This is a genomic window from Pectobacterium araliae (assembly GCF_037076465.1).
Classification (GTDB): domain Bacteria; phylum Pseudomonadota; class Gammaproteobacteria; order Enterobacterales; family Enterobacteriaceae; genus Pectobacterium; species Pectobacterium araliae.
Window position 1 is genome coordinate 3,997,840 of sequence record NZ_AP028908.1, and the last position, 15,241, is coordinate 4,013,080.

Consider the following 15,241-nt stretch of genomic DNA (forward strand, 5'->3'; position numbering starts at 1 on the left):
TGTCCAGGAACTTCAAACTGCCATCACCGCCCCATTAACCGATAAAAACGTTTGCTGTAGCTACGTTCAGCGATATGATACAGTTTATTTAAAATCACAGCCCCCGGCAATCTGGATGTACTTTAATCAGCCTACGTCACACGACCTGAAGTCACTGGACGCTGTTAAATCTAGGTTAGTAAGTAATGTCAGTGCAGGAGTTTTAGAGCATATTGCATACTCATGGCACATCCTTAGCTTTCGGGCTGGCTTGCCACTGTAATAGTTCAGTGATATCCCGTTCGCCCTCTGCTTCTTTTAAACTGCGCTGTTGCTCGGCAAAGTGTTCATATTCAGCCTGAGCCTTGTCATCTGCTATTTTCTTGCTGATCGTACCTGCACCTTTTAATACATCACGATCATTGAATTGCAGGAATTGATCTAATTTTTCCTGCCAGTCACGTAGAAATATCTGCTGCCGACGTCTGGCCTGATCTTCAGCAAAATCCAGCCACATATTGACCACGCGGTTCAGTTCATCAACTTCGCTTTTATTGAGATAATTTTTAGCGACGGTGACATCCCCTTTACGCACTTCATCACCCTTAAAGCTGGTCAGCCCCATATGAGGAAGACTGGCATCGGCACGTTGGTGAATAAGCTCAGCAGCCGTTTTCCCAGTACAGGCGAAATGCAGTTTATTCTGGATAGTCTGGAAAAAGAGAGTGGTCTCTTTCAGTGAGGGTTGATAATCCGCTGCAAGAGCAAAAATTTCCCGTACCCGTAAATAGACGCGCCGTTCGCTGGCACGAATATCGCGGATGCGTTCTAGCATTTCACCAAAGTAATCGGGCACTACTGACGGGCCGACAGGCGGATTTTTCAGCCGCTCATCGTCCATTACAAAACCTTTAATCAGATATTCCTGCAAGGTCTGTGTGGCCCACTGGCGGAACTGGGTTCCTCGGGTTGAACGGACGCGGTAACCGACGGCCAGTACCAATGACAGATTAAAATATTGAACCTGATAATTTTTTTCATCGCTGGCAGTTGTTCGGTAAAACCGAACAACTGAATTTTCATCCAATTCACCGTCTTCAAAGATGTTTTTGATATGCTCGCTGATAGTCGATTTGGCTTTACCATATAGCTCACCGATCATCGCCTGCGATAACCATAACGTATCGTTTTCGAAACGGCATTCAATACGTATTTTGCCATCCTGGCTGGTAAACATTATGAATTCACCGGACGGGGCTTCAGGTAAGTGTTTATCTGTCATGGTGTCTCCGTTTTTATACTCCATCGGCTGAATGGTGATATCGCCCCGGTTATGCTTGCCATTCAATAGATACAGCATCCGTTCCAAATCAGCCAGTTGATCGCATCGCCAGATCCACAACAGTTGTATTTGATCAGATTGCTGATGATGAAGTAACAAAGGGTTGGTTTTGTCATCTCACCGCACCTACCGCACAACGAGTTATGTCCACTTTCAGGCTAACTGAGAACGTCTGGTCAGACTAGGCTAGGTGTTGAGATTGTACCAAGTAATTTGATCCAAAGTCTGGAGCAAGAGTGATGACTCTATCCTTGGCCGACTGTTCTTTAGTACGATCTAAACACGCCTAAGCCCACAAAAAAACCAAGCAACAGGCCGTTTTTCAAAAAATCGTGGATTTTATTGATAAGTTAAAAAGGGTTGGCAGGCAAATTTAGCCATACTAGCTATCGTTAAAGATAGCTTCACACAATAGATGAATTGTATTTATCGCGGCTTAACTGGGTAGTTACCAGTACAAACAACAGGTAACTACCCGGTGGGTCTTTAATCTAAAAAAATTATGCGATCGATGTCTTTGCTGCTTTGATACGGTTGAATTCAACAATTTCCTCAACGACATAACTAATATGATGGTTAGTATCGTAACCAATCCAATCTTGCGCCCTGCCTTTAAATTTTTTTAAGGTGCAGTCAAAGATTTTTTCATCCCCCCATGAGAACCCAATACCCAAGTAATGTGGTGAGGCAACTATGACTTTTGCCAGGTCATAAATTTGATCACCTTTGTTACCTTTCTGCTTAGAATGCCCACGAGCAACAAAATACCGATTGTTAATCGTATACCTTATTTTTCCATTTGTATGTTTTGAACGTATATCATCAGCTGCGCTCGGGTTTCTTACGCCGTAATCAGCGAAAATCAGTCCCTCTGTACTTTCCGCAAGGAGAGCCTTCCAGACTACCATTTCACGTCTTTCAACGTAGCCTGTTGAGTCTTCGTGCTTAACTGCTTCATTTACGAATGTTGGAAATGATGCTCCAGCGAGCATAGATGCTCTAAAACCAAATCCTGCTGTTGCTTTTAGAAGGTGATGCATATCTGCGAGCAGTGAAACAATGGATTTTTTGGTTACATCCCCAAAATCGAACAATACAATTAATTGCTCACCTGAGAGGTGTAACGCATCAATAATTTTTTCGATACTCTCGATGAAATGTTCTTCATCGTAAGCATCCTCAATAGCCTCAGAATCGATGCGTAAACAATATAATGTATCTTCTGGCGTTGACAAGTTCCGCAAAGCATTTTGATAATCAATATCATCCCATCGATCAAGTCCGATTACAGGGTATATTTTCAGACCGCTTGCACATAGTTTACGGAACATATAGCTATATACATGCTCTCCCGTCTCAATATATTCATTCGGTTTCCATTCAAAATGGTCGAAGAAGAGACTCATAGCAGTGCATGAGGATGTTATGTCATTTGCAACCTTGTCTAGGTAATCTTTCTTCGGTTGCGCAGAACCGCGAAGATAAGCCAATTCTTTTGTTTTTTCAGTAAACTTAGGGATTTCAAAAAAAGGAGTTATTTTTTGTGAATAAATAGGCTTGAGTTTCTCTAAGGCCGAAAATTCACCCGGTTTTGCTTTGAGTATAGGAACGTAAGTAGGGTACATCAACGACCTCCTAAAGTTACTCGTTAGTTACTGTGTTAAGGATTTTACTAACTTCACCCAGACCAATTAGGTCGGAAAATATACGATAATTGCCTGAATCTCTTCTTAATCTGCCAGCAATGATCGCTGGTGTAATTTTTAATTCGCGCGACAAGGTATCAATGCTTTCTTTTGAAGGAGAGATGTAAGCATCACTTCTTTTCCATACTGCTCTTGGAATAAATGCTTCTTTAGCTAATCTATTCGCTTCCGCTTCTTTTTTATCTTCCGATGAGGCATCTAAATCATCAAGGAACGTTTCTTCGCTATGAACATGCTTCCATATATGAACAACCTCATGAAGCAGGGTAAACCAGAAGTTATCCAAACGATCATGCCTTAGAGTCAATCCTATAATAGGAAGTCCATCGATATCTTTTAAAGCAGCCCCATCAATACGAGTGCCTTTAAGGCTCGGTTCAATAATTACGATGATACCGTGCTTTTCAAGGAATTCGATTGCAAGAAGTGGTCCTTTTTCGAACCAACTCAACTGTGCCAAATCACGCAAAAAACTGGTCGATAAAATCGAAGGGTCAAAAACTTCAAGTTTATTTTTTCTCTTTCTGGCTTGCTGCACCACTCTACTTACCCAAGCAAACAAGGCATATTTAGTCGAGGGGGAGTAGGCATCACCGGATAATGTTCTCTTAAACGAGAGACTACCAGTCTGCCAGCCCATTTGATTAATAAAACTTTTTATAACATCTTCGGCTGAATTTTTTATTGCTTCGTTTTTTTCATTAATCCAACCTCGGCTAATCATTTCTTTAACCGGAAATTTAGACCAATCTACACCGTCTTCGGACATTTGGTCATTCGTTGCATTAACCCCCACAAGAGTTTCAGTGGATATTCCAAGTCCAATCGAGAGAGACTTTATCATTGACACTGTCAATGGCCGCTTTCTAGACAATATCTCTGACACCCTGCTTCTTGTTCCCAAATAGGGAACAAGATCAACTTGTTTCAATCCTTTTTCGTTCATTCTAAACAAGATCGCATCGATTGGATCTGGCGGTTCTATCGGATATTTAGAATTTTCATATGATTCAACAACCGTTATCAGAAGCTCAAGTTCTTCATGTTCTTTGGAACGGATAGGAGGCATCATGAGCATCAAAGAATGAATGCGCTCTAAGTAGTCCTGATGCTGTTGTTCTGTTTTAATAACTTTAATATCCATTCATAAAACCTTAACTGCAATTATGAGCACTGATAAAACGTTGAAATCTATAACTGTTTCAACGATTGCGCTACAACCGTCTACTTTAAAATTGAACATCCCGTTTGCAGGATTGGAGACTGTCGGAAATTGCTCCTTTATGTCCTGAACGGTTCTCCAACTGGCTGCATCTACTTCAGTAGACCAAACGTTTACCCATACTTTGCTGGAAACATTGAAATTTTTAACGTTATCCAACCGGTTTCTTCCGAGCAGCTTCATATCTTGTTCCTAATATGGGAACATCATAGTGTTCACTAGTTGCCGTGTCAACATGTTCCCAAAAGTGGAACATAAATTCATGTGATTACATTTTACCCTGAAACAATAATTATTTTTATGAATTCAATCAACTGCGTAGAGTTTAGTTTTTCATACCATTCTAAGCTCACTCTATAACCATACAAGCATGAGAGTAAGGCGTGATAGTTATCACCCAAATGTTAGTAAATTCTTCTAATTATTTATCCGACTTACAACTCGATTGTCTAAGTCTAAATAGCACTATTTTTTGGTGATCTTTGTTGCGTGGCTGTAGCTAATGCGATGTTGATGACAGACCGCTTGGAAGCAGATCCGTTTGCTAAAACTGAGCACCATTCGTTTAGTGTGACCAGCTTCAGACAATCTATCAGCCCCCAATGGAAGAGGTTGTACGGCCGCCCCTTGAGAGTTTACCAGATGAAATTTATATGCAGATAAACTTCATCCGGTAAGTAATCAGAGCTTTAATTTACGTGAATAAGGATTTCATTCACGTAAATTACACTCACTATTGATGTCCTATATCTTTGATTTTCCCAAAATCAAACGCACTAACCGCCTTCTCCCGATTCGCATCGAGATAATCCGCCCACCATTGCAGCATTAGCCTGCGCTCATCCAGATGTTCCGCTTTGTGGATATAGGCAGCACGAACGCCGTTGCGTTCCTGATGACTCATCTGGCGCTCTACCGCATCCCGTGACCACTGGCCGGACTCCACCAGTGCGCTACAGGCCATCGTGCGAAAGCCGTGTCCGCACACTTCGGTGGTGGTGTCATAGCCCATGGTTCGTAATGCGTTGTTGACGGTGTTTTCACTCATCGGTTTAGTTGGCCAACGATCGCCGGGGAAGATCAGTTCATGAGCACCGCTGATGGCCTTAATCTCTTCCAGCAGCGCTAAAGCCTGTCGGGATAGGGGCACCAGATGTTCAGAGCGCATCTTTGCGCCGCGCTGTGAGTGCTTCACGCCGGGAATGGCTTCACGTTCAGCCGGTATCGTCCACATAGCGCGTTTAAAATCGATTTCCGGCCAGCGGGCAAAACGTAGCTCACTGGAGCGGATAAAAACGCACAGCGTGAGTTTTAACGCCAGTCTGGTCAACGCCCGTCCTTTGTGGCGTTCTATCCTTGCCAGAAAGTCAGACAGTTTATTCAGCTTCAGGGCTGGCCGATGGGTAGCTTTTGGTGCGGCTATCGCCCCGGAGAGGTCTTGCGCGGGGTTGCGTTCTATCAGATCGTTCTGCACCGCGTAGCGCATGATATCGGTGACGCGCTGGCGCAGCCGTGACGCCAAATCAAGATGACCGTTCTGTTCGACGACTTTCAGCGGCTCCAGCAGGTCTTTAGTTTTCAGATCGGCAATATGGCGATGCCCAATAGCAGGCAGGAGATTTCGTTCCATATCGCGCCATACCCGTCCGGCGTGCGTTTCTGACCATCTGTTTTGGCTAATGTTTCGGTGCCAGTCCTGCGCGACCTTCGCAAAAGTATTCAACGCTTCTTGCGCCTGCTCTTTTTCTCCTTCACGCTTTTCCGTTGGGTGGATACCCTCCAACAGCAGCAATCGTATCTCATCACGCTTCTCTCTGGCCTTCGCCAGCGAGATCAGCGGATAGGCACCGAATGCAATCCGGCTTTCCTTACCTTCAAAGCGGTATTTGAGATACCAGCGCTTAGAGCCGTTAGGACTCACTAAAAGATACAGGCCATGCGCGTCCGCGAGCTTATAGGCTTTCTCGCGAGGCTTGGCGGTACGGGCAACAACGTCGGTCAGCGCCATAATTTGGGGGTCAACTCATAATCGAAGTGAATTGACCCTTATTTTGACCCCCAAATTGTCTGGATGTCAATGGACGAAAAAAGACCACTGTGGATAAAACATACAATATAGCGAGAGGGGAATGAAATTAAAATCGTTATTTTACAGGTAGATATGGACGTCAATGGACGATTATGGACATAAAAAAAGCCACCCTGAGGTGACTTAATTTTCATACAATGGTGCGAAGGCCGGACCGAATTTTACAACGTAAGCAACTGATAAATATAATTTTAAAAACCAATGTTATTATATTGTATACTCACATATATACTCAGCCTCGTTTATTTTAAAAACTTATATAAATCAATTAATTAATCTTATTCTTCATCATCTTCAACTGGCTCTAGCGCATCAAGCGAAACCTTCACCATAGCGATTGAGCCAATACGGATAAAAGCATCTTCGCCATCAGCATCGGCTATCACATAACGTGCTGTTTTTTCAGGGCCAGACTCAAGCATATCAAAGAGTCCGTCTAACTGTCCTAAGGCTCCTGTCTCTTCGTTCTCAGGTTCATCTGATTCGACACTCAGTCCGATAATCGGGCCACCGTTTTCCAGCGTAATGTGGACATTATAATAGATATCTTCAGTCCCATGCTCATCCCCATCGCCGTAAATAGGAGTAAGTGGTTCAAACAGAAACTGGTGAAAAGCCACTTCGCGGGTATTTAACGCATAGCGATGCTGTTCTGAATCGAATATAAAAAATCGCTCAATTTCTAGATCTGTTTTCTCTTGAAAATAGGCAAAGAATCGACGCTTATCAGCCGCAGATATTGGCAGCCAGAGTGGTTCTTGATGTCCTCGCAGATAGATCTTCACGGACCAAATACCATTATCTATTTCAATGCCATTGGCAGCACAGCTATCCAGTTCTTCATCAGCCTGAGTACGATAAGTGCGGAACTCCTTTAACACTTCATCACCATCAGGAAACACTGCGCTTAACGGCTTATTCAAAACAGCGCATATCGCCTGTGCCAAACCTAGCTTTGCGGCAACTTTCCCTGTCTCTATGCGCTGAATCTGTTGCTGACTGGTTCCCACTCTTTCTGCCAGCTCACGTTGAGTGATAGATAGCTGGGTACGAAACTGTTTGATCTTGTTTTGCAACATGGAGCATACCCTACTGAAATCGGTAAACAGCATTAAAACACGTAATAGCGTTATAAACACCAATTAGGGTTAATTGGCAAGCTCCTTGCCGTTTCAGCAATATCAGCAAGCTGTAAGGTAGAACTACACTATATTGATAGCAGCAAATACGATTAAGGAAAGAGCTAATGCTTCAAGTCATCGATTGAGCTTACTGTTCCCTACGCTAAGCACTCTCTTAAAACTCGGTGGGGTTTCTATTTCCAGAAAAGCAGGGATCTGAGTGGATTTTCCGCTGTTATACGCTGCCGTTGCACCGACGAAACGATAAGGGACATTTAAACGCTCTAGCGTTTCAATAATCACGGCTGAAGATCCCCCTGGCGCGGCGGGCATAATGTTGCCGGTAATGCTATTTTGACGGGCTTTGGTGTATACCCCATAACCCACTTTCAACAATAGGCCTTCACTGACCAGAATACGTAATACTTTTCCAACTTGGGCATAGCTGCCAATATCCTTGAAGTCATCACGAGTGAAGACATAATGCATTGAGCGCTTCAGTCTGGACTGGATACGATCTCTCATCGTCATGTTCTCCTCCGTTACTGGCAAGAAAATCGATACACTCGCCCTATGCGTTCTTATCAATTATGCATTTTCAGCTCGTTAGCAAAGTCGAGCACATCGGCATGGCTTACCACCTTCCCAGCATCAACATCAGCAAGTCCTTTTTGAACCATCTGATGCCGCCGTTCTCTCTCTTCGATCATTACGGTCAGTGCTTCTTTAATCACCCAGCTTTTGGATCTATCCAGTTCAATAGCCAGATTTTCAACCGCAGCAGCAAGTTCGGCGGGTATTTGAGCACTGATCGTCTTTTTAGACGGCGTTCCCATCAGTATCACCTCGGCAAGAAAGGCCCATCACCTTTTATTAAGATAACCTGTGTGATTGATACATCATTCATCAAGTGAGCACAATATCAGCATCCCTGCTACAGCTACATCACGCGCTCACCGCGCCGCCAACATCCCCGGATAATGTTTGGCAATAATGTCGTTCATCTGCTCGATCAAGTCGGGGCATTTAAAGGTGAGATGTCCGGTGCCTTTCTGAAAGTAACGCACGCTAAAATACTCATCTTCATATTCCTGCTGATGAGGATTATCGCGAATATGGTCCATCAGCCGGATAGTGACATCGCCTCGGTTGTCGGGGATCGGTTTGCCATCCAACAGATACAGCATACGCTCTAGGTCGGCCAGTTGATCGCGTCGCCAGCCCCAGTTCAGGCAGAAGCCCCAACGGTTGTATGTCACCAGATTACTGATGATAATTTTTTTGCCAAAATAACAAGGGTGATTGGTTTTGTAATCCCACGATAGTCCTTTGAATACGTTGATTACCCCACGCTCGAATACCTCTTGTTTACTCTGATGAAGTTGCTCAAAGGTGCTGAGAATATTGGCTTCGCTGATGACTGGTAGCTCACCCTCATCCAGATTCTTGTGCCATTGGCTACGCGCTTCAGCATCCATCAGAGCCAACATGCCGGATTTCAGCATCAAATCACGCCAGATATTGCGATCCAACGCGCGGGTGATAGCTGGCATCGCTTTAGCAGGCGTTTCTGTCAGCCAGCAATCGTAGCGATGCCCTTGCTTCAATGCCCAGTCTTCGGCAGTGCCGCCACCGATAGTCGCTGTTAGCGTTGAGATCGTCCGTAGCTGATTGAGGAGTTGCTCTATCTGTTGCAGCGCGGTGTCGCGCCCGGTGACGACGCGTTCGATATTGGTCGAGCAAATAAGCTCGGTGTGTTCGGTTAACACCTCGGGTTCAGTTTGCATCATTTATGGTCCATACATACAAGCAAATGCGCCAGCCGGTGAAGGCTGGCGCATTATGCATTGGGGAAGAAGATAAATAGATTTGGCCTGGTATTACTGGAAAGCGGCTCGCAGTCTTTATGCCTTGAGCAGGCCAGTAGCGCGTCTGGCACGGAGAACATCAACGGCGATAAGAAATGGCGATTGCTCCTGCCAGTTAAAGCCGTTGCGATCGAGACGCACCAGCTCGTATTTTTCCACCAGAAAATTGACGGCATTGACCAGTGTGATGCCAGCATCGATATGCTCCTGAATCACATTTTCCTCACAGAACGGCGTGTCATTCAGCGTGAGGCCGTAGTGCTTTTCCAGTAGATAGGTCAACAGTTGCTGCCAGACGGCTACAGGTGACGGGCAAGGGATATCCTCCCGTGGCGGGATTGCCGGTGATGGTTGCATGGGAATTGTCTCTCAGGTTAAGTCGATAAAATCAGGGAAATGCTCAGAATGGGGAGAGAAGCAACGGATTATTCTGCTGCTACCGAAGAGGGATAAATCACAATATACACATAACCAAAACTGCCCAGCGTATCGGCTTCACAGGTCCATTCGTTGCAATGCAGAATGATGCAGCTCTGCTGGCGGGGATTCAATTGCCCCGCCAGCAGTTTCTGCTCCAACAGCTTAATCAGCTCAGGGAAGCAACGTTCCAGACTTTGGGCTTCTGTTTTGCTGAACGTACCGATAAAACTGGCCCGGTCGGCCAGATAATGCAGACGGTTACTTTCCTGCACCAGTCTGGCTCCGAATCGCGGCGTGATGGCACATTTTAGTCCCCATTCCGGGGTATCCGATGATGGCATAATGGTTTCCTTATAAAAGTATGGTGGTCAATGCGGTCATCACAGCCAGCCGCGTTCAGCGAACGACACCACCTCAGTGCCGCCGACAACCAGATGGTCGAGTACTTTGACGTCGAGTTGTGACAGTGAGTCCTTCAGCCTGTCAGTAATGTTGCGGTCAGCCTGACTGGGCTCAGCCCAACCGGAAGGATGATTGTGTGCCAGTATCACGGCAGCGGCGTTATGACGCAGTGAGGCTTTGAGGATTTCACGCGGATGCACTTCGGTGCTGTTGATACCACCCAGTGCGATAACTTCCTTTTCTATCAGACGGTGCTGGTTATCCAGATACAGCACCATAAAGACTTCACGCTCCAGGCTACTGAGCTCCAGCATTAACCAGCTTTTGGTGTCCTCCGAGGTTTTGAACTGCCGCGCATTTTTACGCACGCGCTTTTCCAGCAGGCACAGCGCCATCTGAATAATGCGCTGCTCTTTGGACACAACGCTGCCTGCCAATGAATTACATGACATGATGATTCCTTAATAAATAAAATACCCCTGCTGCATAAGCAACAGGAGCGGGGATGGGGTTACTTCGTGTGGTTAACGCTATCACTAGCGTCGGGAAAACCAGCGCAGTACTTTGGCGAATACGGTTACACCGATAAACAGCCCTATCGGGATACCCAGAAACGGTGTCAGCGCCACGCTGGCAATACCTGCAGTTCCGCTGCCGGTGAGCAACCCTGCAACGGTGGCGATAACCAGGCCAATAAGGCTGTCCGAGATACCGGTTTTACTTAAAACAATCACAACCACGACAATAACGATGATGGCAATAATGGGCATGGGTTACCTCTCCCGATTATTCCCGGCGTGTTGTGACGCACGACGCGATATCAGCCAGCACCTTCTGCACGTTTTTCTGCCTGGGCTCCCAGGCACCCACATGCTGGTCATTGAGATAAACGTCAAACTGCGTTGCGCTGCCAATCGCCTCAATAAACGCGAACCAGGCATTATCGGCATTACGCCATCCTAACGAGGACGGAATACCGTACTGCTGGTCATCGATAACGACGACGATAGACACCTCGGTGGAAAAATGGGAATCAACACCCTGACCACCTACGGGCGACACCGCCACGCTGTGTTGCAGCGTGTGGTCCTCGTCAGGGTTGCCGGTACAGTTAACGGTAAAGATACTGCCTTCGGTATTGGCTATCCGATATTCGGTGACACCCTGACCGGAGTCGGTACTCCACAGGTTCGGTACGGCCTGTACGGATAACGGCAACAACAGTGCGCCAGCGAACAGAAGTGAATGAATGTGTTTCATGCGAGTTCCTCTGTGTGAATGGACACGTCTCAGGGTCAGTAGCCGTAACGGCGGTGGTGCTCTTTGTTGAAGCCGTCTGCCAGCCATTTACCCAGTTTCTGCTCCTGTTCACGTTTCTGCGCCTTAATTTCCGCCATCTTTTTCTGGTCGATACACTTTTCTGGAATGCTCAGCAATAACGTCGGCTGCTCGGGCTTGCCGTCGGCAAAATTGGCGTTGAAATAGACCTTTGTGTCGGTAATTTCATAGGTACAGTTGCTGGTTTTGTTACCACGATAAACCACCTCCAGGTCACCTGATGTTTTTGACCGCGTATTCATATTGACCCGAGAAAGGGTTTTGGCCTTTTTATTCGCCAGAAACAGCGGCCCGTAGCCATCTCTGACAAAAAACTGCTCAGTCCAGGGATAGTTAAAAAACGTTCTGCCTTTATAGGTCATGCGAATTAACTGGTCATCACTCAGCCCATCAGGGTTGGTCCAGCCAAGCCTTTTGAAGGTAAGCCAGGTGACCTGAGCAGGAAGCTCGGTTTCTGCCTGAGCGGAGAGGGTTGCCAGTAGCCCGATTATCAACCATCCCCGTTTGCCCGGAAGGTAGGTAAACATCATCGTATCCTTTATGTTGAAGTCATCATGAATATCGTCAAGACAGGACTGTGCTTGTCCGTGACGTCTGGTGTGGTCCTTCACTGAACTGTCCGGTAACGGCCTCGGTGTGCCGCTACGGGTACTGTCCTTTTTTATCCGTCTTTCTGGTTTTCTCTGGTGTTGGCATCGCGTCTTTGACTTACGTGGTTAGAGACGTGCCGAAGGTGGTGAGTACGTCGTGAATAAAGCGAAAGTGCGGCAATGCCGTGATGAAGTCGGATTGCGTGGTCAGGTGGCAGATATCATCGCGGCGCAGGAATGACTCGGTGGACACCGTCACGCCGTGAATCTCATGCAGCGGCAGGACCAGAAGATGCCCCAGCGACTCGGCCACCAGATACCATTCGCCATACAGGCAGATAAGCCGGTAAGGCGATAACCCGTCATAACGCTGACCGTCAGCCAGAATCGTGACGCGTAGCTGCTCGCCAATCGCTCTGGTCAGACGGTAAAAATGCCCCGGCAGCGTCGGTGTACCACGCAAGGGCGGATGCCAGACCAGACAGGGCGCGTCCTCCCCACTGTCCAGCAGGGTATTAACCAACCGGTTATCCAGACCGGGAAACACGTTCTCCATCCCGGTCTGTCGGACAAACATCAGCACATCCTGCCCATGCCGTGCCGGGTTATGGTGCTCCGGCAAACGACAAAGGCCGTTACGGTATTCCAGGTCGAGATACATCAGCCGTTCACGGAAGTCCCGTCGCAAGGTACGGGTAGAGACGCCGAACTCTGCTGCCAGTTTTCTGACGCTCAGCGTTTCGCCCGCCAGTAATCGACTGATTATCAATGACAGCCTGACGGCCAGCCGGTCATATCGGCGGTCAGCCTGTGTCATGGTGCAGCCTCCTGAGGCAGTTAACGGAATGAAAGTCCTGTGATTACTTTAAAGAGGGGCGTGGTCAGGGTATGGACACTATGAAAAATATTTTTATTTTCAGTAAGAAAGCCGATGGGATGCGGCCTGAGAGGCGATTGAGGTAAACAGGCTATGGGGGCAAACGCTAACGGTCGGACATACCCTGTCCATGTGGTTACAGCGTGATAACACTCGGCACATCACTCACTGGCATGTCGCCAGCATGGTTCCTCCATCACGACGAGTCACGTTAACCGAATCATAGGAATGTCCTCAGAAAAAGAATAAACAAAAGCCCTGGCGCAAAAGCGACAGGGCCGGACGGGATGGGAAAGCATAGGTATTGCCTAGAACAGCAGTGACCACAATGAACGGGCAAGTGACACCACAGTTTGTTTGAGGCCGCCGATAAGTATTTTTAGCGGTGAGGGAATAGCAGGCAGTGCAATCACGCTATCAAGTATGTCGCCGACCGACTGGGCAAAATCATCCCGAGCCCGGCTCTCAATAGCCACTGACCGCCAGTTGGGCCGTAGCCGAGCCGACAGCGGACTGCTGGCCTTTGGCGGTAAACTCTGAAACAACGTTTCCACCATTGCTGCCATACCCCAACCGGTTTTCGCCGACACGGCGCAAACTGGATGGGCAGGAAAGAAAGTGGAACGCACGGCGACGCGCCGGGCATAGATATTACCGGACTGCTTTAATGAGGGCTGCTGTGACTCCCGGTCCCATTCGTGACTGGGCTCCAGCTTATCCACCTGGTTCAGGACAAACAGTATCTTGTCACGGTAGTGCTCACCGATAACAGTGCGATAGATATGCTGGTCAATGGCAAACGCCCGGTCATCGGCCTTGAGCAGCCAGAGCACAAGATCAACGCGCGGCAGCCAGTGCTGGTAGAGTGCTGCATAGTCATGATCTCGCTCCTCACTCTCGCCGACACCGGGTAAATCAACAAACAGGATACTGCGTTGTTCTGATGACAGCCGAAGCGTAAGGGCGTGCCGCGTACAGGCTCGGCTATCACTGACCGGGGACACGTCCCCCTGAAATAGCGCATTACATAAACTGGATTTACCCGCCCCGGTCTTGCCCATGATACCGATGACGGGTTCGTATTGGATCAGTTGTTCAATGTGGTCAATGACGTGCTGGTGCAGGCTATCCGGCAATACTGACAGCGACGCCTGTATCTCGCGTAGGTTCTCGTGGTTGGGCATAAGGATTTCTCAGACAGAAAAAACAGTGTGGCGGATATTGAAAACCGCCACAGATTGGGATGTGCATGGGGATAATATCTATCTGAGATTATTTTAATTTGATCACAGCTATAGCTTTTTTTCCATATGATGCTCCCATGCTTGTGTTATCAAAAACTCTATTTCTTGGCTTATATTTCTTTCATTATATTTTGCCAATTCATCTAGCATCATTTTTACTTCATTTTTCACATATGTGTTTATTACTTTTTTATCTTTCACACTCTCCCTAAACTTTTCTTGTTTATAAGCCTTTTTTATTCTATCAAGCTCAACTCTCTTGGTGTCATCGTGAGCAGGCCAGAACAAAAAAACCGCTTTTAAAATATGAATGATCTGATTGCTCTTCAGTAGATTTAGTTGTGATATGTCTGGAGCACCAGATTCTATTTTTTTTAGAATTCTGGCTGTCATTTTCTTTTGCTGTTCAATGTCTTTATTGTCCAACCAGTGAAATGGATTAGGGAATTCTTTACTTCCTTTCATCCATAATATTTTTATTTCATTTATAATATTAAGTTTTGTGTCTATTGAGATTTCCCATACATTGAAGAAAATAGTGATTAAATCAACTTTGTTTTCTTTTGTCATTATTGAATTGTATTTTTTGGGGAAGTTAATTATCGACACCCCATCAAAGAAAAACGTTACATTAATAAAATGATCACGATAATTGTAGGTGGTGATATAAAAAAAGAAAAAATTAACGACGGTCTCATCACTTAACCAATCAAAATTAGATGATGGAACACGCATATCCTCAAGTTCACGAACCATTTTTTTAAAAAAATATCTAGCATCCACATCTGATTGAGAGTGTTTTAAAATCTCATCAAAAATAATCTTATTGCCTTGAGGTATTGAAAAGTCATTATAAATGATGTCTAGAGCTGGGCCGTTATAGTTTTCTATTTTCCTGGCCATGTAGATAAAGCATGCCTTGCAATCTCTTACAGTATTGATTTTAGGTAAACTGGGTATTAGATCTGCCATATCAATCATCCGATTTGTAGTAAACTACGTAGTAATGTGTGTATATATTAATGTGTTTTTTTATGTAGTTC

The 15,241-nt window shown here is 46.1% G+C and carries 18 protein-coding genes; all 18 read right to left on the bottom strand.

The genetic code is table 11. The features are described 5' to 3' along the window. Positions 1 to 220: 220 nt before the first annotated feature. Positions 221 to 1,261, bottom strand: coding sequence for a virulence RhuM family protein (locus AACH44_RS18120; RefSeq protein WP_261850151.1), 1,041 nt, complete (start codon positions 1,259 to 1,261; stop codon positions 221 to 223). A 560-nt stretch (positions 1,262 to 1,821) separates the two neighbouring features. Further along, a complete protein-coding gene (locus tag AACH44_RS18125; RefSeq protein WP_338659374.1) occupies positions 1,822 to 2,946 on the bottom strand; it encodes a beta family protein in 1,125 nt (374 codons plus the stop codon). A 16-nt stretch (positions 2,947 to 2,962) separates the two neighbouring features. Next, positions 2,963 to 4,171 (bottom strand): ImmA/IrrE family metallo-endopeptidase, encoded by a 1,209-nt coding sequence (locus AACH44_RS18130; RefSeq protein WP_261850153.1) that lies wholly within the window; start codon positions 4,169 to 4,171, stop codon positions 2,963 to 2,965. Then, positions 4,172 to 4,432, bottom strand: a complete 261-nt coding sequence (locus AACH44_RS18135) for a type II toxin-antitoxin system HigB family toxin (RefSeq protein ID WP_261850154.1) — start codon at positions 4,430 to 4,432, stop codon at positions 4,172 to 4,174. A 550-nt stretch (positions 4,433 to 4,982) separates the two neighbouring features. After that, the gene (locus tag AACH44_RS18140; protein WP_261850155.1) at positions 4,983 to 6,257 is read right to left on the bottom strand and encodes a tyrosine-type recombinase/integrase; all 1,275 of its coding nucleotides are present in this window, start codon (positions 6,255 to 6,257) and stop codon (positions 4,983 to 4,985) included. A gap of 359 nt (positions 6,258 to 6,616) precedes the next feature. Continuing rightward, on the bottom strand, positions 6,617 to 7,417 hold the full coding sequence (locus AACH44_RS18145) for a helix-turn-helix transcriptional regulator (RefSeq protein ID WP_338659375.1): 801 nt from the start codon (positions 7,415 to 7,417) through the stop codon (positions 6,617 to 6,619). A 177-nt stretch (positions 7,418 to 7,594) separates the two neighbouring features. Next, positions 7,595 to 7,990: a DUF6088 family protein gene (locus AACH44_RS18150; protein ID WP_338659376.1), complete on the bottom strand. Its 396-nt coding sequence runs from the start codon at positions 7,988 to 7,990 to the stop codon at positions 7,595 to 7,597. A 53-nt stretch (positions 7,991 to 8,043) separates the two neighbouring features. Next, positions 8,044 to 8,295 (bottom strand): ribbon-helix-helix domain-containing protein, encoded by a 252-nt coding sequence (locus AACH44_RS18155; RefSeq protein ID WP_338659377.1) that lies wholly within the window; start codon positions 8,293 to 8,295, stop codon positions 8,044 to 8,046. Positions 8,296 to 8,412: 117 nt separating this feature from the next. Beyond that, complete coding sequence (locus AACH44_RS18160; protein ID WP_338659625.1) at positions 8,413 to 9,246, bottom strand: DUF4942 domain-containing protein; 834 nt, start codon at positions 9,244 to 9,246, stop codon at positions 8,413 to 8,415. A gap of 117 nt (positions 9,247 to 9,363) precedes the next feature. Further along, positions 9,364 to 9,684, bottom strand: a complete 321-nt coding sequence (locus AACH44_RS18165) for a TA system toxin CbtA family protein (protein WP_338659378.1) — start codon at positions 9,682 to 9,684, stop codon at positions 9,364 to 9,366. 68 nt (positions 9,685 to 9,752) lie between these two features. Then, a complete protein-coding gene (locus AACH44_RS18170) occupies positions 9,753 to 10,088 on the bottom strand; it encodes a type IV toxin-antitoxin system YeeU family antitoxin (protein WP_338659379.1) in 336 nt (111 codons plus the stop codon). Positions 10,089 to 10,127: 39 nt separating this feature from the next. Next, on the bottom strand, positions 10,128 to 10,601 hold the full coding sequence (gene radC, locus AACH44_RS18175) for a RadC family protein (protein ID WP_338659380.1): 474 nt from the start codon (positions 10,599 to 10,601) through the stop codon (positions 10,128 to 10,130). 84 nt (positions 10,602 to 10,685) lie between these two features. Continuing rightward, positions 10,686 to 10,919 carry a membrane protein gene (locus AACH44_RS18180; RefSeq protein ID WP_033071073.1) on the bottom strand — a complete coding sequence of 78 codons (234 nt, stop codon included), beginning with the start codon at positions 10,917 to 10,919 and terminating at the stop codon, positions 10,686 to 10,688. Positions 10,920 to 10,935: 16 nt separating this feature from the next. After that, a complete protein-coding gene (locus AACH44_RS18185) occupies positions 10,936 to 11,409 on the bottom strand; it encodes a hypothetical protein (protein WP_338659381.1) in 474 nt (157 codons plus the stop codon). Between the two features lie 35 nt (positions 11,410 to 11,444). After that, entirely contained in the window at positions 11,445 to 12,017 is a 573-nt protein-coding gene (locus AACH44_RS18190) for a hypothetical protein (RefSeq protein ID WP_338659382.1), read from the bottom strand. 178 nt (positions 12,018 to 12,195) lie between these two features. Beyond that, positions 12,196 to 12,894, bottom strand: a complete 699-nt coding sequence (locus AACH44_RS18195) for a DeoR family transcriptional regulator (RefSeq protein WP_338659383.1) — start codon at positions 12,892 to 12,894, stop codon at positions 12,196 to 12,198. 368 nt (positions 12,895 to 13,262) lie between these two features. Beyond that, positions 13,263 to 14,138 carry a GTPase family protein gene (locus tag AACH44_RS18200; RefSeq protein ID WP_338659384.1) on the bottom strand — a complete coding sequence of 292 codons (876 nt, stop codon included), beginning with the start codon at positions 14,136 to 14,138 and terminating at the stop codon, positions 13,263 to 13,265. 108 nt (positions 14,139 to 14,246) lie between these two features. After that, complete coding sequence (locus AACH44_RS18205; RefSeq protein ID WP_338659385.1) at positions 14,247 to 15,170, bottom strand: hypothetical protein; 924 nt, start codon at positions 15,168 to 15,170, stop codon at positions 14,247 to 14,249. Between the last annotated feature and the right edge of the window lie 71 nt (positions 15,171 to 15,241).

Coding starts and splice junctions, on each gene's coding strand:
- AACH44_RS18155 (WP_338659377.1), bottom strand. CDS start 8,295: ATGGGAACGCCGTCTAAAAAGACGATCAGTGCTCAAATACCCGCCGAA.
- AACH44_RS18160 (WP_338659625.1), bottom strand. CDS start 9,246: ATGCAAACTGAACCCGAGGTGTTAACCGAACACACCGAGCTTATTTGC.
- AACH44_RS18140 (WP_261850155.1), bottom strand. CDS start 6,257: ATGGCGCTGACCGACGTTGTTGCCCGTACCGCCAAGCCTCGCGAGAAA.
- AACH44_RS18130 (WP_261850153.1), bottom strand. CDS start 4,171: ATGGATATTAAAGTTATTAAAACAGAACAACAGCATCAGGACTACTTA.
- AACH44_RS18145 (WP_338659375.1), bottom strand. CDS start 7,417: ATGTTGCAAAACAAGATCAAACAGTTTCGTACCCAGCTATCTATCACT.
- AACH44_RS18170 (WP_338659379.1), bottom strand. CDS start 10,088: ATGCCATCATCGGATACCCCGGAATGGGGACTAAAATGTGCCATCACG.
- AACH44_RS18125 (WP_338659374.1), bottom strand. CDS start 2,946: ATGTACCCTACTTACGTTCCTATACTCAAAGCAAAACCGGGTGAATTT.
- radC (WP_338659380.1), bottom strand. CDS start 10,601: ATGTCATGTAATTCATTGGCAGGCAGCGTTGTGTCCAAAGAGCAGCGC.
- AACH44_RS18190 (WP_338659382.1), bottom strand. CDS start 12,017: ATGATGTTTACCTACCTTCCGGGCAAACGGGGATGGTTGATAATCGGG.
- AACH44_RS18165 (WP_338659378.1), bottom strand. CDS start 9,684: ATGCAACCATCACCGGCAATCCCGCCACGGGAGGATATCCCTTGCCCG.
- AACH44_RS18205 (WP_338659385.1), bottom strand. CDS start 15,170: ATGGCAGATCTAATACCCAGTTTACCTAAAATCAATACTGTAAGAGAT.
- AACH44_RS18200 (WP_338659384.1), bottom strand. CDS start 14,138: ATGCCCAACCACGAGAACCTACGCGAGATACAGGCGTCGCTGTCAGTA.
- AACH44_RS18135 (WP_261850154.1), bottom strand. CDS start 4,432: ATGAAGCTGCTCGGAAGAAACCGGTTGGATAACGTTAAAAATTTCAAT.
- AACH44_RS18185 (WP_338659381.1), bottom strand. CDS start 11,409: ATGAAACACATTCATTCACTTCTGTTCGCTGGCGCACTGTTGTTGCCG.
- AACH44_RS18150 (WP_338659376.1), bottom strand. CDS start 7,990: ATGACGATGAGAGATCGTATCCAGTCCAGACTGAAGCGCTCAATGCAT.
- AACH44_RS18195 (WP_338659383.1), bottom strand. CDS start 12,894: ATGACACAGGCTGACCGCCGATATGACCGGCTGGCCGTCAGGCTGTCA.
- AACH44_RS18120 (WP_261850151.1), bottom strand. CDS start 1,261: ATGACAGATAAACACTTACCTGAAGCCCCGTCCGGTGAATTCATAATG.
- AACH44_RS18180 (WP_033071073.1), bottom strand. CDS start 10,919: ATGCCCATTATTGCCATCATCGTTATTGTCGTGGTTGTGATTGTTTTA.